The organism is Micromonospora sp. NPDC049048 (assembly GCF_043197615.1).
Lineage (GTDB): Bacteria > Actinomycetota > Actinomycetes > Mycobacteriales > Micromonosporaceae > Micromonospora.
This window is the reverse complement of sequence record NZ_JBICTM010000005.1, coordinates 55,355-74,179: the sequence shown is the minus strand read 5'-3', so window position 1 is coordinate 74,179 and position 18,825 is coordinate 55,355. Positions and strand designations below refer to the sequence as shown.

Genomic DNA, 18,825 nt, shown 5'->3' with positions numbered 1-18,825 from the left:
GGTCGGGCGGTCACCCCGGGCGATTGGCGCAGTGGGAGCGCGCTTCCTTGACACGGAAGAGGTCACTGGTTCAAACCCAGTATCGCCCACCAGCTGTCTTCCCTGCCGAACGGTGATCAGACGTCGCCCTTGCGAGTGCCTCCCTCGACTGCGTCACGCAGTTCCTTCACCACCTGCTCCGGTTCGGCGAGACAGCGCCAGGCCGGTACCCGCCTGACCTCCGTGGCTGCGGCGACGATGTCGAGCCTGCTCAGGATCCGCCGTAGCGGTCTTCCGTCCGGGTCACCCTCGGGATCGTCGACAAGCACCGCGAGGCTCCTGTCGCGAAGGCTGAGCGTGAGGTCGACCGGATAACCCGGCAGTGGCGTGCCCCAACGCACTGTCAGTCCGGCGTCGCGTAGGCCGGCGATCAGTTGGTCGACGGGCCGCGCGTCGAGGCCGGCGTCCGTGGCCGTCGGCGCGGGCGGGCTGGCGAGATCGGCCAGCAGTCCGCGTTGCCCGGACCACCACGAACGGTCACCCACGACGATCAGCTGGGACCTGGCGCGGGTGATCGCCACGTTCCACAGGTTCGTCTGCTCGACGAGCCAGCCACGGGTGCGCTCGCTGATGCCGTGAGCGCCGACGGGCGAGACGACCATGATGTCCTCCTCGCTGCCCTGAAACTTGTGGATGGTCGCGCACCGCAGGTCGTCGGCGAGGCCGGCGTCCTGGAGCGCGCGGTCGAGGATCCGCTGCTGCTCGGCCAGGGGCGTCACCACGCCGATCGTGACGCCCGGGTACTCCTTGCGCAGCCGCTGGACCTCGCCCACCACGGCGTGAACCTCGTCAGCGTTGCGGCCGGAACCTGTGGCGCCTCGGGTGAAGCGGCCGGACACGTCCACCCAGCGGGTGGCGGACTCGGCCGGCGCGGCCAGCCGGGCCGGGTCGGTGAGAACCGTCAGCCGGTTCTGGTAGACGACCCGGTTCGGGGCGTCGATGATCTCCGGGTGGCAGCGGTAGTGCTCGTCGAGCAGGATGGTGCTGCCCGCCGCGGTCGCGAACGCCTCGTACGCCGAGTGGTTCCGGTGGGTGAGCCGCCGGCTGGTCAGCCACTCGTGTCCGAGCCCGGCGCGGGCCTGCTCGCCCCGGTCGTCGCTGTCGGAGAGCTCGACGACCGGTGTGAGCTGCCGCGGGTCGCCGATGATCAGGGCGCGTTTCGCCCGGTAGAGCATCGGGAGGATGGCAGCGACGGTGCACTGGGCGGCCTCGTCGATGATCACCAGGTCGAACAGCCCCGCCCTGGGCAGCAGCCGGCGGGCCGACATCGCGGTGACCGCCCAACCCGGTAGCGCGGCGAGAAGCTCGCTCATGTAGGCCCAGCTTCTTGCTTCCGGCTTGGCCATCTCGTCGGCGCGGTTGCGCAGCAGGGTCGTGTTGCCGGCCACCCGGGCGGCGATCTGGGCCCGCACCAGTTGGTCGCTGTGCTCGGGTCTGGTGTCGCGTTGCAGCGTCCGTAGCCGCCTCCAGACTTCTTCGGCGGTGCCCGGCCGGGACCGGAGTCGTCGGCGTCGCTCGCGCCAGCACTGCTCGATGACCGCCTGTTCGCCGAGGGCGGTGATCGCATCCCGGTCGAACACGCCTCGCGACCGCAGTCGCCTGCGATACCACCACCCGAACCATCGGCTTGTCAGTGCCCGGTCGGTGAGGTCGACCAGCTTGGCCAGGACGGCGTCGTCGGTGTCGGCGAGTGAACGGTCCCGTTCGAAGGCGAGGTCGGCGAGATCCCGTTCGAGGCGGCGACGCTCGTCGAGATCCTCGCGTAACCGCGTGATCTCCTGCGCCACGAGTCGTAGCTCGTTGGCCGGTCCGCCGGCCGCCGGCACCGGCGGCGGCCATGCCTGCATCACCTCGGCGAGGTACTGCGGCTCCTGCTGCCGGTACTCCTTGTTCCCGGTACGCAGCACCAGGCCCGGGCCGACCATGCCGGTGACCCGCTCGACGACCTCGTCGACAGCCCGGTTGTTGGTCGAGCCGATCAGCACGCTCTGCCCGGCGGCCGTGGCGGTCGCCAGCAAGGCGGTCACCAGTTGGCTCTTGCCGGTGCCGGGCGGCCCCTGCGCGACAGTCAGGGGTCGGCTCATCGCCGCCCGGATGACGTCCTCCTGAGTCTCGTTGACCGCACTCAACGCCACCGTCAGGACGTCGGCATCCTGCGCATCCGCCCCGACCACGACACCGCTCGATAACGTACCGAGTGCGGTCGATGCGATCTTCCCCGCGTTCTTGACGATGTCCTGCAGGTCCTCAATGAGCTGTCGCTCAGGGGACTCCGCGCTGCCTGCGGCGAACAGCATTCCGGCGTTCTGCACCCGGTTGACGGGTCCGCGGTTGACGGTCCCGACGAGGTTCTCCGGGTCGAGGGCGGACACCGGCTTCAGCCCGAACGTGTTCGCCACCAGATCGGCCACCTCGGCGAGGGACTTGTGCTCGCCGGGGACGAGTCGTTCGGCCACTGCCTGCCGCAGTTCGTCCGCCTCGACCGCAGCCAGCTGGAAATGGTCGATCAGGGCCGGACTGGGCTGCGGCGGCGCCGGGTGTGCCAACCCGTCGTCCCCCACGATCAGGTCTGAGACGAGCAGGGGCGCCAGTCGTACGTGCTGGGTGCCCTTCTGCTGCAACGCCACGATCGGGTAGCCGTACTGCAGGCAGCGGCCACCCGCCTCGGCCAGCCCGGCCAGCCGCTGGCCGCGCTCCTTCAGCGCGACCGGCTCGGTGGCCGAGAGCATGATCTCCCGGCCCGCGGGCGCAGCGAGGTACGAGTCCTTGTTCGCCGGGTTCACGAAGAACTGAAGGACGGCGGAGCGTTGCAGGCAGGCGACGTGGTAGTTGAGCAGACGACGCCACCGCTCGGTGTCGAAAGGTGCGTCCTCCGGCTCGTCGCTCCGTACACCCGGGCTCCGCTGTGGCCGTTCGTCCGACCCCGCGACCAGCGGGATCGGGTCGGTGACACCTTCGCTCGACTCGACCGGCTTCTCCTCCCGGCGACGTGACATCTCAGTCATCGCGTACCGGGAGAGGTCGCTCGCGGTGAGCCAGCCGTCCTCAGCGGTCGCTCGAGCCGCACCGCGGAGGCCGGTGAGCAGGACCTCGGTGAAGACCGAGGGCCGGTCCGGGCCCTGCGCCTTCGACGCCTTCAGATGGCTGCTCGACTGGAGCATGAACGTGCCACGCTCGCGCTTGAGACGCCGGGGCTCCTGCCGTACGCCGCCGCTGAACCGGTGACGGGCGGTGAACGAGCCCGAGAAGCAGCAGTCCAGCAGGACCACCTTCTGGCTGGCCTTGGTGTGGTTGAGCATGTGCCGGAGGACGCCCTCGACATCGAACGCCGTGGTGTGCAGGAGAGTCGTGTCGGTGTCGATGGTGCCGAAGAAGAGGGACTGCCGGTCGTCGTGCTGGATGCCGTGGCCGGAGTAGTAGAAGAGCGCGAGATCACCGGTGCGCCGGGCGCCGTAGAACTCCTCGACGACCTGCTTCATCCGCGCCGCGGGCAGGTCGACGTGGGCGTCGACGCTGTCGAAGTCGCCGTCGCTGTCCAGCACGGTCCGCACCTGTTCGACGTCCTGCCGGACGCCGGGCAGCGCGGTGAGCTTCGGGGCGGCGTGGTAGGTCGCCGTGCCGAGCACCAGGGCGTGCCGACCCATCAGCGGGAATGCTCGATCGCATCACGGACGAGGTCGATCAGCTGGGCGGTCTCCGCCTTGGTCGCCTGGTCGATGGTCAGCTCGACGGCACCGATCTTCAGGTGTGCCCGGCGACCCTGGTTGCGGTTGAGGAAGCCCACCACCAGGTCCACGAGTGCCTGCGCGTAGCCCGGGTCGGCACCGGCGACCGCGGCCACGGTGGCCAGCACCAGCTCGCCGACGCCCTTGCTGTCAGGGCCGGTGGGCACCTCGAGCCGCCGCACCTCGCCGATGTCGCCCAGGTCCTCCACGAGCTCGTCAGTCAGCTGGTCGAGGACGAAGTCGTCGTCCTCCGGCAGCGGCGTGAAACTGACCTCAACGACGACCTCGGACACCCGTGCCTCCCCCAGACCCAACCGAAAGCACCCGGAACGCTACGGAATGACGGCGCGCCGAGGGCGGACGTGTCGGGTTCCCGACGGCCGTGCGCGATCCTGCCCTGTCGGGCGAGCCGGATGTGCGCTGTCAGACATCTCTTCCCGCACCCGGCCAGCGGCGTCCGCCGTCCACTTCGGATCGGTGTTGTCCGGCCGGGCTCTGCCGTGGGCAGATCCGCTGCCCGTGAACACGCCCCCGGATCGCCGCTTCGAGCCGGCACAGTGGAGTGCATGAGACTGCTGGTGCTGGGCGGGACGGGATTCGTGGGCGGCGCGACGGTCGCCGAGGCGGTACGTCGGGGCTGGACGGTGACCGTGTTCAACCGAGGGCTGCACGGCGTGACGCCGGAGGGCGTACACCGGTTGCAGGGTGATCGGACCGCGCCCGGCGGCCTGGCGGCGCTCGCGGACGGCGAGTGGGACCTGGCGGTCGACACCTGGGACGGCGCGCCCCGCGCGGCGCGCGACGCCGCCCGCGCGCTGGTCGACCGGGTCGACCGGTACGTCTACGTCTCCAGCGGATCCGTCTACGCGCGTCCCGTCGCAGCCGGGGTGGACGAGGACGCTCCGGTGGTGGACGCGGAGCCGGACGCCGACGAGGGCGGCTACCCGACCAACAAGGCCGGCGCCGAGCGGGCCGTGCGGGAGACGTTCGGCGAGCGGGCGCTGATCGCGCGGGCCGGGCTGATCCTCGGGCCGGGGGAGGACATCGGCCGGCTGCCCTGGTGGCTGACGCGCATTGCGCGGGGCGGGGACGTGCTGGCGCCGGGCCCGGTCGACCTGCCGGTGCAGTACGTCGACGTGCGGGACCTGGCGAGCTGGATGCTGGACCTGGGCGCGGCGGGCCCGGGCGGGACGTTCAACGCGGTGAGCCGCCCCGGGCACGCGACGATGGGGGAACTGCTCGACGCCTGCGTCGCGGCCACCGGCGCCGACGCCCGGCTGCGCTGGACCGACCCGGGGCCGATCCTGGCCGCCGGCGTGGAGCCGTGGAACGAGCTGCCGATCTGGGTCCCGGCCGGGCACGAGTACCGCTGGGTGCAGGAGCGCGCCGTCGAGCGGGCGTACGCGGCCGGGTTGACCTGCCGCCCGGTGGCCGAGACGGTCGCGGACACCTGGGCATGGCTGCGGGAGGTGGGTACGGTCCCGCCGCGGGCCGGGCGCCCGCAGCGCGCCCCGGTCGGGCTCGACCCCGACCGGGAGGCGGCACTGCTCTCCACGGCCGACTGCTGAGGCGGCCTCGACGCGGCAGAAGCGCGCCCTGACGTGCCGTCGCCCATCCGACGCTATCGATGCCATCCGGTCATCGAACGCACACGTTCGAACACTGTAAGTGTGGTGCGGGCCGGGGTCCGTGGGCCGCACCCGCCAACGTCCCGACGGGGCCCGTCAACGGGAAGGTTCGTGCTGAACGGTTCCTACGTCGGCAACCGCTACCTCTCCGGGGCGGCGATCGACAAGGCCCGGCCGGTGGTCTGGAGCTACCGGTAGTCACGCCCCCCGGGGCCGGTGGCGGGTGCCCGTCACCGGCCCGGTGCGCCGTACCGCTCAGCTGGCGGTCTCCGCGACCGCCTTGGCGAACACGTCGAGCACCTCGTCCACGTCGCGGCGCGGGGTCGGTCGGCCCGGCTGGCCGTAGCCGATGCGCATCACCATCTGCGGCGGGCCGAACCGGCCCAGCGACAGCCGCAGCTGCTCCCGCGCCGACGGCACCTCGATCGGCTGGGACAGCATCGACACCGACAGCCCCGAGTCCGTGGCGGTCAGCAGCACCCGCTGCAACGCCTGCCCGGCCACGACCTGGTCGACCGCCGTGTTGCCGGGCGAGCCGAGCACCGCGACCAGCGGCTCCGGCTCGAAGTCCCGCCCCGGCGCCCGGTCCAGGCCGCCGAAGCCCCGCGACGGCAGCAGGTCCTGCGGCTCGCCCTGCGGGCCGCCCGACGCGGCCGGGATCCCGTCCGGGGCGGGTGTGGCGCGTACCCACTCCTGGCGTTCGGCGCGGTACTCCGGGCTGCGCTCCAGCACCCGGTGGGCGCTGCGGGCGATCTCGGCGAACGCGTTCACGGCGCTGACCCCGACCAGCATCTCCAGCCAGCACTGCTCGGCGCGGGCCGCCTCGGCGAGGCGCCAGCGGGCGTCGGCGGGCACCGGGTCGGGCCAGAACGGCGCGCGGTTGCTGAACCGGCGGGGGATGGCCGAGTGCAACGCCTGCTCGGCGGGGGTGGGGCGGCGCGGCACGTCCGGGACCAGCCGGGCCACCACGTCCGGCTCGGCCGGGCAGGGGCGCAGCCGTACCTTCGCGGGGGTGCCGGCCACGGCCAGGGCGAGCCGCAGGTTGAACAGCGCCGCCCCGCAGGCGATCCGGACGCCCCAGCCGTTCGGGTCGGTGGCCGGCAGCCGGCGGGCCGGATCGACGAGCACCTCGATGCCGCCGTCGCGCAGCCGGAACCGCCACGGCTGGGTGTTGTGCAGCGACGGCGCGCGGACGGCGTCGGTGGCGGCGGCCCGTAGCTGCTCGACGGTGAAGCCGGTGTCCATGGTCGTGCTCCTTCCGTGGCAGGTCGTGCGCCGGCGGGAGTGGTACGTGTCCACGGTGCGTCACCGGGGCGTCGCCCGGGCAGGGCCCAACGTCCCGTCCCGCCGGGCCCTACCGGCCCCGTCGCCGTCCAGGAACTTCGGCCCGACCCGGTCCCGTCGCTGCTGCGGGAGCCCGAGCGGCCCCCGTCGCTGGTCAGGGGCCTCGACCTGACCGCCCTGTCCCGCCCCGGGCCGCCGCCCGGCGCGGCCGTCGCTTGCCGCGACCTGTTGTCGGTTCGGGACCTTCGACCCGTGCCGAAGCCGGTGGGAAGCGGGTAGAAACGAGGGATGATCCGCGTGTTCCTGCTCGACGACCACGAGGTCGTCCGTCGTGGCCTGGCCGACCTGCTGCAGAGCAGCGGGGACATAGAGGTCGTCGGCGAGTCGGGCCTCGCCCAGGAGGCGGCCCGGCGGATTCCGGCCCTGCGGCCGGACGTGGCGATCCTCGACGCGCGGCTGCCCGACGGCAACGGCATCGACGTGTGCCGGGACGTGCGGGCGGTGGACTCCTCGATCAAGGGCCTGATCCTGACGTCGTACGAGGACGACGAGGCACTCTTCGCGGCGATCATGGCCGGCGCGTCGGGCTACGTGCTCAAGCAGATCCGCGGCACCGACCTGGTCGACGCGGTGCGGCGGGTGGCGGCCGGGCAGTCACTGCTCGACCCGGCGATCACCACGCGGGTGCTGGAGCGCATCCGCAGCGGCGTGGAGCAGCCGCGCGAGCTGAAGTCGCTCACCGAGCAGGAGCGGCGGATCCTGGAGTACGTGGCCGAGGGCCTCACCAACCGGGAGATCGCCGGGAAGATGTTCCTGGCCGAGAAGACGGTGAAGAACTACGTCTCCAGCGTGCTGGCGAAGCTGGGCCTGGAACGCCGCACCCAGGCGGCCGTCCTCGCCACCCGCCTGCTCGGCAAGAGCCACTGACGCCCGCTGGTCAGTCCCGCAGGGGGACGGACCAGTGCAGTTCGGTGCCGCGGGGCTCGGCCCGGCGTACGTCGAACTCGCCGCCGTGGCGCTCGGCGCGCTCGCGCAGGTTCACCAGACCGCCCCGCGCGGCGGCCGGGTCGCAGCCCACCCCGTCGTCGGTGACGGTCACGCTCACCCGGCCGGCGTCGACCCGTACCGCCACCGTCACGTGTTCGGCCTGCGCGTGCCGTACGGCGTTGGAGAGCGCCTCCCGCAGCACGGCGGTGAGGTCGGGGCGTACGGCGTCGGGGACGGCGCTGTCGATCGGCCCGCTCAGCTCCAGGCGGGGCCGGTGCCCGAGTGACTCGGCGGCCACCTCGATCGCCTCGCGGATCTCGGTGCGCAGCGCGGCGCTCATCGGGGTGCGCAGCTCGAAGATGGTGCGGCGGATGTCCTTGATCGTGGCGTCGAGGTCGTCGACCGCCGCGTTGATCCGCTTGGCGAGATCCGGCCTCGTCGCCATCGGCGCGGCGCTCTGCAACTGCAGGCCGGTGGCGAAGAGCCGCTGGATGACCACGTCGTGCAGGTCCCGGGCGATGCGCTCGCGGTCCTCCAGGACCACCAGCAGTTCGCGTTCCTCCTGCCCGCGGGCCCGTTCCATGGCCAGCGCGGCCTGCCCGGCGAAGCTGCCCAGCAGGGCCATGTCGTCGTCGCTGGCGGCGGGCGACCGGTCGGGACGGTGGGCGATCACCAGCACGCCGTGCAGGACGTCGGCGGTGGCCAGCGGGGAGATCACCGCGGGTCCGGTGCTCAGCAGGGCGGGCCAGGGCGCGGCGTGGGCCAGATCCGCCACCTGGTCGTGCCGGCCCTCCGCGACGGCCGCCGCGAAGCTCGTCTCGGCGGCGGGCAGCACCGTGCCGACCAGCGCCCCGGCCTGCTCGGACGCGCCGTCGACCACCTCGACGGTGAACTCCTCGGCGTCCGGGTCGTAGAGCAGGACCACGGCCATCTCCGCCTCGGCGACCTCGCGGGCCCGCCGCGCCACCAGCGCCAGCGCGTCGGTGCGGCGCACCTCACCCAGCAGTACGCCGGTGATCTCGGCGGTCGCGGCCAGCCAGCGCTCCCGGCGGTGGGCCAGCGCGTAGAGGCGGGCGTTCTCGATCGCCACGCCCGCCGCGGCGGCGAGCGCGACGACGATCTCCTCGTCGTCCTCGGTGAACTCCGCGCTGCCCTGCTTCTCGGCCAGGTAGAGGTTGCCGAACACCTGGTCCCGGATGCGTACGGGCACGCCGAGGAAGCTGTGCATCGGCGGGTGGTACGGCGGGAAACCGTAGGACCTCGGGTGCTCGGTGATGTCGGGCATCCGCAGCGGGCGCGGGTCGTCGATGAGCAGGCCGAGCACGCCCCGCCCGTGCGGCAGGTCGCCGATCTTCGCGTGCAGCTCCGGGCCGATGCCGTGGGTGATGAAGTCGTGCAGCAGGCGGTCGTGGCCGATGACGCCGAGCGCGCCGTAGCGGGCGCCGACCAGCTCGCAGGCGGACTCGACGATCCGTTGCAGGGTGCTGCGCAGGTCTAGGTCGGTGCCGATGCCGACCACCGCGTCGAGCAGGGCACGCAGCCGCTCGCGGCTGGTCACCACCTCGCCGACGCGGTCCAGCATCTCCTGGAGCAGCTCGTCGAGGCGTACCCGGGACAGCGGGCTGAGCCCCAGCGAGGGGGTCACGTGCGGTTCGGGGCGGGGGTACGGTTCGCTGGCGGCCACCGGGCGATGGTATCGCCCGGCAGCCGTCGGCCCGGCCCGCGCTACGCGTCGCGGGAACGCACCGCCGAGGTGTCGACCACCTGCGCGACGTCGAGGCGCGGGGTGCGCGGCGGGCCCGCGTGCGCCGGGTCCGCGAGCCCCAGGCGCAGCACGAGGTACGGGTAGCCGAGGCCGGCCAGCAGCCCGCGCAGCGTCTGCCGGGTGCCCGCGACCTCCACCACCCCGCTGAGCGGCACCACGGACACGCCGAGCCGGGTGGCGGTCAGCCAGGCGGCCGAGAGCGCCTCGCCGGCGCGCAGCCAGCTGTCCGGCTCGTCCTCGTCGCCGTAGAGCACCCCGTACACGGCGGCCCGGTCGTGCCCGGGACCGACCGGCAGGGTGCCGGGGCGGCCGAAGTCGCGGGCCGGCACGGTGGTCCGGGGCGCCTCCGTGGGCAGCACCTCCGGCGGCAGGCCGGTGCCGGTGCCGGCCCGGTCGGTCCAGTACTCCAGCTCCTCGCGCAGTTGCGGGTCCTCCGCCTCGACGGAGGCGGCGCGGCTGGCGACGGCGGCCAGCTCCAGGACGTTGTCGCGGTCGAGGAACTGGAGCTGGCAGCCCTCGGCGGCGACGGCCGAGGCGATCTCGCCGAGGGCGGCGGTCGGCACCGGCTCGTCGCTGACCGGACGCCGGTCGGTGTGCCGGACCTGCATGCACTGCACCAGGCGCATGGCCTGCGTGTCGGCCTGCGCGCGGGTCAGCCCGGTCAGCCGGGCCAGCAGATCCGCGTCGGCCAGGTCGGGCGTCCGCTGCACCACGGCCGTCCAGCCCTCCGCGGCCAGCGCCACCCGCGCGTGGTGCAGGGCCGCCCCGCAGCTGTACGCCACCAGCCGGCCCTCGGGGTCGGTGGCCGCCAGCCGGGGATCGCGGACCAGCCGCAGCTCCAGCGCGTCCGGCAGGACCCGCCACCGCCACGGTTGGCTGTTGTGCACCGACGGGGCGTGCCCGGCCGTCGCGGCGGCCTCCGCGAGTGCGGTGGTCAGCGGGCGGTCCGTCGCCGGCGTCTCGTGGCTCATGGTCACGACCTTTCGTTTTTCCCCATCGTGCCCCAGCCCGACGGTGCCCCGGGCAGGGTTGCCGCTTCATCCTGCGCCATCGCCCCTGTCGACGCACGGTACGCAGGTCCCGGCGCGGCAGGGCGTTCCGCCCCGGCCGGTTCGCGCGGATGCCCTCCGGGGCGCGGTGGGCGCTGGGACGATCCGCAGGTGGGAACCGAACCGTCGGAGTGCGTGCCGGAGCAGCCGGTACGGCGGGACCGGTCGCGCCTGCTGCTCTGGGCACCCCTGGCCGGGGTGACGGCGCTGGTGCTGGCCGGAGCGGCGCTGCGGCTCGCCGGCCGCCGGGACGCGGCCGACGTGGTGTGGGCCTCGGCCACCGTGGCCGCCCTGGTGCCCGCCGCCTGGTCGGTGCTGCGGCAGCTGTGGCGCCGGCAGTTCGGGGTGGACGTGATCGCCGTGCTGGCCCTGGTCGGCGCGCTGATCATCCGGGAGTACCTGGCCGGGGCGGTGATCGCGGTCATGCTGGCCACCGGCCGGGCCCTGGAGGCGTACGCCCAGCGGCGGGCGACCCGGGACCTGCGCGCGCTGCTCGCCCGCGCCCCCCGCACCGCCCGCCGGCGCGGCCCGGGCGGGGAGGTCGAGGAGGTGCCGCTGGACCGGGTGGCGGCGGGGGACCGGCTGCTGGTCGGCCCGGGCGACGTGGTGCCGGTCGACGGGCAGGTCGACGAGCCGGTGACCCTCGACGAGTCGGTGGTGACGGGCGAGTCTCAGCTGGTGCGGCGCGCGGCCGGCGAGGAGGTCGCCAGCGGCGTGGTCAACGCCGGCGCCGGCTTCGGGATGCGCGCGACGCGCAACGCGGCGGACAGCACGTACGCGGGGATCGTCCGGCTCGCCGAGGAGGCGACCGCCCACAAGGCGCCGATGGTGCGGCTCGCCGACCGCTACGCCGCCGCGTTCGTGCCGTTCACCCTGGTCCTGGCGGGGTTGGGCTGGCTGTTCTCCGGCGAGTTCGTGCGGGCGGTGGCCGTGCTGGTGGTCGCCACCCCGTGCCCGCTGCTGCTGGCCACCCCGATCGCGATCGTCTCCGGGCTCTCCCGCACCGCCCGGCGCGGGGTGCTGGTCCGCGACGGCGGCTCACTGGAGCTGCTGGGCAGGGCCGCCACCCTGCTGGTCGACAAGACCGGCACGTTGACCGCCGGCCGCCCCCGCGCCGCCGAGGTCGTGGCCGCCCCCGACGGCGACCGCGACGACGTGCTGCGGCTCGCCGCCTCGGTCGAGCAGCTCTCCCCGCACGTGCTGGCCCGCGCGTTGGTGGCGCAGGCGCGCGAGCGGGGCCTGCCGCTGACCGAGCCGGCGGGGGTGACCGAGGAGCCGGGCCGGGGCGTACGCGGGTCGGTCGACGGCCGGCAGATCCGGGTCGGTCAGCTCGACGTCGACCTGCCCGACTGGGCGGGGCGGGCCCGGTCCCGGGCCGAGCTGGCCGGTCGTTCGGTGGTCTGGGTCAGCGACGAGCGGGGCCCGATCGGGGCGATCCTGCTGGAGGACCCGGTACGCCCCGACGCCCGCCGCACCGTGCGCCGGCTGCGCGAGGCGGGGCTGCGGCGCATCGTGATGGTCACCGGGGACCGGCCCGACGTCGCCGCTCAGGTGGCGGGGGTGGTGGGCGTGGACGACGTGGTGGCCCGCTGCTCGCCCCCGGAGAAGGCCACCCGCGTACGCGAGGAGGCGCGCCGGGCCGTCACCGTCATGGTCGGCGACGGGGTGAACGACGCCCCCGCCCTCGCCGAGGCGCACGTGGGCGTGGCGATGGGCGCCACCGGGGCGACCGCCTCGGCCGACGTGGCCGACGCGGTGCTCACCATCGACCGGCTGGACCGGCTCGCCGACGCGGTGGAGATCGCCCGGTACGCCCGCCGGATCGCCGTGCAGAGCGCCACCGTCGGGATGGGTCTCGCGGTGCTGGCGATGCTGGTGGCGGCCCTGGGTCGGCTGCCACCGGTCGCCGGGGCGTTCCTCCAGGAGGGCATCGACGTGCTGGTGATCCTCAACGCGTTGCGCGCCCTCGGGGGCGGGCTGCGCCGCCGCGACGTGCCGGCGGGCACCCGGGAACTGCTCGACCGGTACGCGGCCGAACACAGCGGGATCCGCGACGTGCTCGCCGCGCTGGGGGACACCGCCGACCTGGTCGCCACCGCGCCGGACGCGCCCCAGTGCCTGCCGGCGTTGCGCGAGACGCACCGCCGGCTCGTCGACCAGGTGCTGCCGCACGAGGCGGCCGAGGAACGTCAGCTCTATCCGGCGCTGGCCGACCCGCTGGGCAGCGCCGAGGCGACCTCGACGATGAGCCGCGGTCACGTGGAGATCCGGCGGCTGGTGGACCGGATCGGCGCGCACCTCGCGCAGGCCGGCGACGGCCCGCTGCGCCGCGACCAGCTCACCGACCTGCTCGCCGCCCTCTACGGGCTGGCGGCGATCCTGCGGCTGCACCTCGCGCAGGAGGAGGAGGACTACTTCTCGCTCAGCCCGGCGGAACCGGCCGACGGCCGGTAGGCCGGCAAGGAGGGGTCCCCTGCCATCGCGTTTCCGATGCGCAGGGGACCCCTCCTCACCGCTCAGCGTTCCCGGACCACCGCCACCGGGCAGTGCGCGTGCTGGATGAGCTGCTGGCTCACCGAACCGAGCAGCATCCCCTTCAGGCCGCCCCGGCCCCGGGTGCCCACCACCACCAGGCAGGCGTTGCGGCTCCCGTCGACCAGCAGGGACGCCGGGCGGCCCTCCGCCACCTCGACGGTCACCGGCACGTCGGGGAACGTGGTGCCCCACCGGGCCAGCGGCTCGTCCAGCTCGGCCCGGTCGGCCGCCGTGGCCTCCCGCGCCTCGGGGCCCGACGGCGGACGCTGGCCGGCGGGCGGTTGCCAGGCCCGGACCACGTGCAGCGGTACCCGCCGCGCCTCGGCCTGCTCGAACGCGAAGCCCAGGGCCAGCAGGGAACAGTCGGAGCCGTCCACGCCGACCGCCACGTGCCCGGTGCGCCCGCCGGCGACCGACTCGCCGCGCACGACCACGACCGGGCAGTGCGCGTGGGCGGTCACGGCCACCGCGGTCGAGCCGACGAGCAGCCCGCCGAAGCCGCCGTGCCCGCGCGTGCCCAGCACCAGCAGGTCGGCCTGCGCCGAACGTTCCTGGAGCACCAGCGCGGGCGGCCCGTCGAACACCTCACCCGTGACGGTCAGCTCCGGGTGCGCGGCGGACGCGTCCGCCGCCGCCTTGCGTACCAGCTCCTCGACCTGCCGGCGGGCCGTCTCGTCCGGCCAGACGCCGGGGGCGACGCCGGGACCGATCCAGCCGGCCACGGTGAGCCACTCGAAGACGTACGCCAGCCGCACCGGCCGCCCGCTGCGCCCGGCCTCCTCCAGCGCCCACCCCAGGGCGGCGTCGGCGTCGGCGGAACCGTCGTAGCCGACCAGGATCTCGTTGCCGCTCATCGCGTCCACCTCTCGTCCGTTGCCTCGGGGCTCGTAAGCTCACTCCTCGCGTTCACTGGGCTGGCCTTTCGTGAACGACTGCGGGGCTCGCAAGCTCACTCCTCGCGTTCACTGGTCACCGCGCAGGCCGGGGTCCGTCTCGCGTACCCATCGCCACTCCGCGACCCGCGGGTCGTCCTCGCCGTGCTCGCGGGTGTAGTCCCGGCAGGACTGCCGCGCGTCGACCATCTCCTGCCGCAGGTGGGCGGCCCGGTCGGCCAGGCCCGGCACCCGGTCGATCACGTCGATGACCAGGTGGAAGCGGTCCAGGTCGTTGAGCATCACCATGTCGAACGGCGTGGTGGTGGTGCCCTCCTCCTTGTAGCCGCGCACGTGCAGGTTCTCGTGGTTGGTCCGACGGTAGGTGAGCCGGTGGATGAGCCACGGATAGCCGTGGTACGCGAAGATGACCTGCCTGTCCCGCGTGAAGATCGTGTCGAACTCCTTGTCCGACAGCCCGTGCGGGTGCTCGGTCGGCGGTTGCAGCCGCATCAGGTCGACCACGTTGACGACCCGTACCTTCAGCTCCGGCAGGTGCCGGTGCAGCAGGTCGGCGGCGGCCAGCGTCTCCAGGGTCGGCACGTCCCCGGCGCAGGCGAGCACCACGTCCGGCTCGCTGCCGGCGTCCGTGCTGGCCCAGTCCCAGATTCCGATGCCGCGCCGGCAGTGCTGGATCGCCTCGTCCATCGACAGCCAGTTCGGGGCGGGCTGCTTGCCGGCCACCACCACGTTGATGTAGTGCCGGCTGCGCAGGCAGTGGTCCATCGTGGAGAGCAGTGTGTTGGCGTCCGGCGGCAGGTAGACGCGGACCACCTCGGCCTTCTTGTTCATCACGTGGTCGATGAAGCCCGGGTCCTGGTGGGAGAAGCCGTTGTGGTCCTGCCGCCAGACGTGGCTGGAGAGCAGGTAGTTCAGCGACGGCAGCGGCGCCCGCCACGGGATGCCCCGGGTCACCTTCAGCCACTTGGCGTGCTGGTTGACCATCGAGTCGACGATGTGGATGAACGCCTCGTAGCTGGTGAAGATGCCGTGCCGGCCGGTCAGCAGGTAGCCCTCCAGCCAGCCCTGGCAGAGGTGCTCGGAGAGGACCTCCATCACCCGCCCGTCGGGCGAGAGGTGGTCGTCGTCGGGCACGATGCCGGCCATCCAGGCCCGACCGGTGACCTCGAACGCGGCGCCGAGCCGGTTCGAGGCGACCTCGTCCGGACCGAAGAGGCGGAACGTCTGCGGGTTGGCGGTGATCACGTCGCGAACCCACGGGCCGAGGGCACCCGTCGCGCCGGCCACCGTCGCGCCGGGCCGCTGCACGTCGACGGCGTACTCGCGGAAGTCCGGCAGCGCCAGGTCACGCAGCACCAGCCCGCCGTTGGTGACCGGGTTGGCGCTCATCCGCCGCTCGCCCCGGGGCGGCAGCGCCGCCAGCTCGGCGACCGGCGCGCCCGTGGCGTCGAAGAGCTCCTCCGGCCGGTAGCTGCGCAGCCAGCGCTCCAGCTCCGCCAGGTGCTCCGGGTTCCGGCGTACCTCCGACAGCGGCACCTGGTGCGCGCGGTAGGTGCCCTCGACCTGCTTGCCGTCGACGTCGCGGGGGCCGGTCCAGCCCTTCGGCGTACGCAGGACGATCATCGGCCAGCGGGGGCGCTCGGCGGCGCCGCCCGAGCGGGCCCGTCGCTGGATGGCGGCGATCTCGTCCAGCGCCCGGTCCAGCGTGCCGGCGAGCGCCTGGTGCACCGTCGCCGGATCGTCGCCCGCGACCACGTACGGCTCGTAGCCGAAGCCGCGCATCATGGCGAGCAGGTCGTCCTCACCGATCCGGTCGAGCACCGTCGGGTTGGCGATCTTGTAGCCGTTCAGGTGCAGGATCGGCAGCACCGCGCCGTCGCGCGCCGGGTTGAGGAAGACATTGGAGAGCCAGCTTCCCGCCAGCGGGCCGGTCTCCGCCTCCCCGTCGCCGATGACGCAGGCCACCAGCAGGTCCGGGTTGTCGAACGCCGCGCCGTAGGCGTGGCTGAGCGCGTACCCCAGCTCGCCGCCCTCGTGGATCGAACCCGGCACCTCCGCCGCCACATGGCTGGGAATGCCGCCGGGGAACGAGAACTGGCGGAACAGCCGGGCCATGCCGACCTCGTCGCGGCCGATGTGGTGGTACAGCTCGCTCCAGGTGCCCTCCAGCCAGGTGTTGGCGACGATCGCCGGACCGCCGTGACCGGGGCCGGTGACGAACAGGGCGGACAGGTCACGGGCGACGATGACCCGGTTGAGGTGGGCGTAGAGCAGGTTGAGTCCGGGGCTGGTGCCCCAGTGGCCGAGCAGGCGCGGCTTGACGTGCTCGGGGGCCAGCGGCTCGCGCAGCAGCGGGTTGTCGAGCAGGTAGATCTGCCCGACGGTCAGGTAGTTCGCCGCCCGCCAGTAGGCGTCCAGCCGGCGCAGCTCGTCTTCGGTCAGGGGGCTGTGCAGGTCGAGAGCGGTGTCCATACTGCATGAGCCTCTCGCGGGTAGGGCGATACTGCATCCTCAGCGCGCGGATTCGTCCGGGCCGGTCTCAGCATCTCCGGTCGACACCGGTGCGGATCAGGGCCGTTGGTCCCGTGGGCGGCGGGCGTTCGCGTCAGTCCACCGGAATCCCCGTCAGCCCGCGCACCACGATCAGCGGCGCGGGGGAGTGGTAGAGCAGCGCCTGGCTCACCGCCCCGAGCATGCCCCGCCCCGGCTCGTCGCCCCGGGCGGCGACCAGCGCCACCTGCGCCGAGCGGGACTGCTCCACCAGTACGGTGCCGGGGTCGCCCCGGATCGTGTGGCACTCCGTGGCCACCGACGGAAACCGCTGCGCCGAGCGCTCCACCATGTCGGCGAGCAGCCCGGGATCCTCGCCGTCCTCCTCCGGCTCGACGACGCGCACCGCCAGCAGACGCGACTCCCGCCCGGCCGCGCACTCGAACGCCCACTCCAGCGCGGCCTGCGAGCTGACGGAGCCGTCCACCCCGACCAGCACCGGCCCCTGCGGCGGCGGCTCCCGGCGGACCACCAGCACCGGGCAGCCGGCCCGGGCGGCGAGCTGCACCGCCGGCGCGTCGGCCGGCACGCACTCGCCGCAGGTCGCCATGCCGCCGTCCCCGACGGCGAGCAGGAACGCCGTTTCCGACCGGCGGAGCAGGGTCTCGACGAGGGCACCCTCGATGATCTCGCCGCCCACCGGCAGCGCCGGCGCGACCTCGTTGGCGATCTCCGCGGCCCGGGACATCAGCTCCTCGGCGTCCGCGCGTGGCCCCGCGACCGACGGCGCTTCCAGCGCGGCCGTCCAGTTGAACGCGTGCAGCAGGCACAGCGAGCGGCCGTGTGCGGCGGCCTCCTGTGCCGCCAGCCTGACCACGGGCAGGTTGCGCTCCGTGCCGAGCCCGACCAGCACCGCCGCGTCGGTGGGTGCGGCCATCCGAATCACCTCCGCAGGCGTCGCGCCCGGCCCTTCCGTCGAGGCTAGTCGCGTCGGTACCACTGCGGGCGGGATTGCGGGCGTCGCGATGCTCGTGCGTGGGGGTCTGTTACGGGGCGTCGTGGTGGGGGTGGCCCGCCGTGCCCGGCTCCGGGCGGTCAGGCTTGATCCCTGCGCCCGGGCACGCGGGCCACACCGCGTCGGTCCCCACTGCTGCGTCCGCCCGCGGCGACTTTCGGTCCCGGTCCGGCCGAGTTCTCGGTCTGGCGAGATCTTGGTAGGAATGTGCCCCTCCAGGGGCCGTTTTCTAACAACATCTCGGCGAGCCGTCATCTCGGCCCAGATACGTCGACTATCCGGTCTGTGGGCGGGTGTCGGGTTGGAGTTGGTCGGTTATGTTCCACCGTCGGTCTGTCAGGGCGGGATATCCGGTTCGGGGTGTGACCGGCCGCATCGTGGGGGCGGAATCGTGGCCGGGGCGGGGTCGTTACACCGTGCGTACGACCGAGCAGGGCCAACCCGCTCCGTGCGGGGAGGGCCATCCGCCCGAAGGGAACGAGGCCACACCGCCTCGCTTTGAGCCGGCGGGCGGGGATCCCCGGGAATGGTGGCGGGCCGGTCGTGGTTACACATGGTCACGGTCGACGTGAGGGCATCCCCCGCCCCGCGAGACAGCCCGGTTCCGTGGCTGACGTGACCGATCTGATCTTCCTCCAGTCCCTTACTGGAGTTTCCCCTTTCGAAGTTCATTGGGCGCCTGACGGTGCTTGCACCCGCGTGTAGCCGATCCTCCTCGGTGCGTGGGTGTCGACCCCCGAATGGAGCATCTGTGATGAACACGTTCATGCGTAAGAGCGTTCTGGGTATCGCTGGTCTGGCTGTTGCCGGTGGTCTGGCCGCCGGTCCGCTGAACCATGCCGACTCCACCGCCCCCGTCGAGGCCACCGCCCCGATCACCGCCGTCGCGGTGCAGGCTGACAAGCCGTCGGTCGATAAGGGCAAGTTGGTGCCGCATGGTGTGCAGGGCGCGCAGTCGCGGGTCGACCTGTCCGACGAGCAGGTGGCCAACGTGAAGGCGATCATCGCGGCGACGAAGAAGGCCGGCATGGATGAGCGTGCCGCCGTGGTGTCGATCGCGACCGCATTGCAGGAGTCGAAGCTGGAGAACCTGGGTCACCTGGGTGACCGCAACGACCACGACTCGCAGGGCCTGTTCCAGCAGCGCCCGTCCAGCGGGTGGGGCACGGTCGAGCAGATCACCAACCCCGAATACTCCACCACCGCGTTCCTGAAGGGCCTCAAGCAGGTCGACGGATGGCAGGACATGCCCCTGACCAAGGCCGCGCAGACCGTGCAGGTGTCGGCGTACCCGGACCACTACGCCCAGTGGGAGCAGATGGCCGCCGACCTCGTCACCGAGCACTGGAACAGCTGACCCGCGCACGTGAATGAGTGATGCCGCTGGCCGGTACCCCCCACCCGGGGTGCCGGCC

General features: G+C 73.3%; 12 protein-coding genes and 1 tRNA gene. 5 read left to right on the top strand and 8 right to left on the bottom strand.

What is annotated here, in order from left to right; all coding sequences use genetic code 11:
* Window positions 1-17 precede the first annotated feature (17 nt).
* Window positions 18-92: transfer RNA gene (locus ACGFIG_RS17300), tRNA-Val, on the top strand.
* Window positions 93-116: 24 nt separating this feature from the next.
* Here the strand turns inward: ACGFIG_RS17300 and ACGFIG_RS17295 are convergent.
* The gene (locus ACGFIG_RS17295; RefSeq protein WP_393003920.1) at window positions 117-3,683 is read right to left on the bottom strand and encodes an AAA domain-containing protein; all 3,567 of its coding nucleotides are present in this window, start codon (window positions 3,681-3,683) and stop codon (window positions 117-119) included.
* Window positions 3,683-4,057, bottom strand: coding sequence for a hypothetical protein (locus ACGFIG_RS17290; protein ID WP_393003918.1), 375 nt, complete (start codon window positions 4,055-4,057; stop codon window positions 3,683-3,685). Before ACGFIG_RS17290 ends, ACGFIG_RS17295 begins: the two co-directional genes overlap by 1 nt.
* Before the next feature lie 273 nt (window positions 4,058-4,330).
* On the opposite strand from ACGFIG_RS17290, the gene ACGFIG_RS17285 reads away from it, so the two are divergent.
* Entirely contained in the window at window positions 4,331-5,332 is a 1,002-nt protein-coding gene (locus tag ACGFIG_RS17285) for an NAD-dependent epimerase/dehydratase family protein (RefSeq protein ID WP_393003916.1), read from the top strand.
* 315 nt (window positions 5,333-5,647) lie between these two features.
* On the opposite strand, the gene ACGFIG_RS17280 is transcribed toward ACGFIG_RS17285, so the two are convergent.
* Window positions 5,648-6,637, bottom strand: coding sequence for an Acg family FMN-binding oxidoreductase (locus ACGFIG_RS17280; RefSeq protein WP_393003914.1), 990 nt, complete (start codon window positions 6,635-6,637; stop codon window positions 5,648-5,650).
* A gap of 327 nt (window positions 6,638-6,964) precedes the next feature.
* Here ACGFIG_RS17280 and ACGFIG_RS17275 point away from each other — a divergent pair, with 327 nt between their 5' ends.
* Window positions 6,965-7,603 (top strand): response regulator, encoded by a 639-nt coding sequence (locus ACGFIG_RS17275; protein ID WP_393003912.1) that lies wholly within the window; start codon window positions 6,965-6,967, stop codon window positions 7,601-7,603.
* 10 nt (window positions 7,604-7,613) lie between these two features.
* On the opposite strand, the gene ACGFIG_RS17270 is transcribed toward ACGFIG_RS17275, so the two are convergent.
* Both ACGFIG_RS17270 and ACGFIG_RS17265 read right to left on the bottom strand, forming a co-directional pair.
* Window positions 7,614-9,245, bottom strand: a complete 1,632-nt coding sequence (locus ACGFIG_RS17270; protein WP_393004689.1) for a GAF domain-containing protein — start codon at window positions 9,243-9,245, stop codon at window positions 7,614-7,616.
* A 143-nt stretch (window positions 9,246-9,388) separates the two neighbouring features.
* Window positions 9,389-10,399: an Acg family FMN-binding oxidoreductase gene (locus ACGFIG_RS17265; protein WP_393003910.1), complete on the bottom strand. Its 1,011-nt coding sequence runs from the start codon at window positions 10,397-10,399 to the stop codon at window positions 9,389-9,391.
* A 189-nt stretch (window positions 10,400-10,588) separates the two neighbouring features.
* Between ACGFIG_RS17265 and ACGFIG_RS17260 the strand changes: the two genes are divergently transcribed.
* Window positions 10,589-12,931, top strand: coding sequence for a heavy metal translocating P-type ATPase (locus ACGFIG_RS17260; protein WP_393003908.1), 2,343 nt, complete (start codon window positions 10,589-10,591; stop codon window positions 12,929-12,931).
* 62 nt (window positions 12,932-12,993) lie between these two features.
* On the opposite strand, the gene ACGFIG_RS17255 is transcribed toward ACGFIG_RS17260, so the two are convergent.
* The 3 genes from ACGFIG_RS17255 to ACGFIG_RS17245 all read right to left on the bottom strand — a co-directional run bounded on the left by ACGFIG_RS17255 (window position 12,994) and on the right by ACGFIG_RS17245 (window position 17,332).
* The gene (locus ACGFIG_RS17255; RefSeq protein ID WP_393003906.1) at window positions 12,994-13,866 is read right to left on the bottom strand and encodes a universal stress protein; all 873 of its coding nucleotides are present in this window, start codon (window positions 13,864-13,866) and stop codon (window positions 12,994-12,996) included.
* Between the two features lie 108 nt (window positions 13,867-13,974).
* On the bottom strand, window positions 13,975-16,377 hold the full coding sequence (locus tag ACGFIG_RS17250) for a phosphoketolase (protein WP_393003904.1): 2,403 nt from the start codon (window positions 16,375-16,377) through the stop codon (window positions 13,975-13,977).
* A gap of 133 nt (window positions 16,378-16,510) precedes the next feature.
* Complete coding sequence (locus ACGFIG_RS17245) at window positions 16,511-17,332, bottom strand: universal stress protein (RefSeq protein ID WP_393003902.1); 822 nt, start codon at window positions 17,330-17,332, stop codon at window positions 16,511-16,513.
* Window positions 17,333-18,164: 832 nt separating this feature from the next.
* Between ACGFIG_RS17245 and ACGFIG_RS17240 the strand changes: the two genes are divergently transcribed.
* Window positions 18,165-18,767, top strand: a complete 603-nt coding sequence (locus ACGFIG_RS17240) for a hypothetical protein (RefSeq protein WP_393003900.1) — start codon at window positions 18,165-18,167, stop codon at window positions 18,765-18,767.
* Window positions 18,768-18,825: the final 58 nt, after the last annotated feature.

Bases quoted from the DNA above. Each gene is read 5' to 3' on its own strand.
- ACGFIG_RS17250 (WP_393003904.1), bottom strand. From the start codon at position 16,377: ATGGACACCGCTCTCGACCTGCACAGCCCCCTGACCGAAGACGAGCTG.
- ACGFIG_RS17295 (WP_393003920.1), bottom strand. From the start codon at position 3,683: ATGGGTCGGCACGCCCTGGTGCTCGGCACGGCGACCTACCACGCCGCC.
- ACGFIG_RS17285 (WP_393003916.1), top strand. From the start codon at position 4,331: ATGAGACTGCTGGTGCTGGGCGGGACGGGATTCGTGGGCGGCGCGACG.
- ACGFIG_RS17255 (WP_393003906.1), bottom strand. From the start codon at position 13,866: ATGAGCGGCAACGAGATCCTGGTCGGCTACGACGGTTCCGCCGACGCC.
- ACGFIG_RS17270 (WP_393004689.1), bottom strand. From the start codon at position 9,245: ATGCTGGACCGCGTCGGCGAGGTGGTGACCAGCCGCGAGCGGCTGCGT.
- ACGFIG_RS17275 (WP_393003912.1), top strand. From the start codon at position 6,965: ATGATCCGCGTGTTCCTGCTCGACGACCACGAGGTCGTCCGTCGTGGC.
- ACGFIG_RS17240 (WP_393003900.1), top strand. From the start codon at position 18,165: ATGAACACGTTCATGCGTAAGAGCGTTCTGGGTATCGCTGGTCTGGCT.
- ACGFIG_RS17265 (WP_393003910.1), bottom strand. From the start codon at position 10,399: ATGAGCCACGAGACGCCGGCGACGGACCGCCCGCTGACCACCGCACTC.
- ACGFIG_RS17280 (WP_393003914.1), bottom strand. From the start codon at position 6,637: ATGGACACCGGCTTCACCGTCGAGCAGCTACGGGCCGCCGCCACCGAC.
- ACGFIG_RS17245 (WP_393003902.1), bottom strand. From the start codon at position 17,332: ATGGCCGCACCCACCGACGCGGCGGTGCTGGTCGGGCTCGGCACGGAG.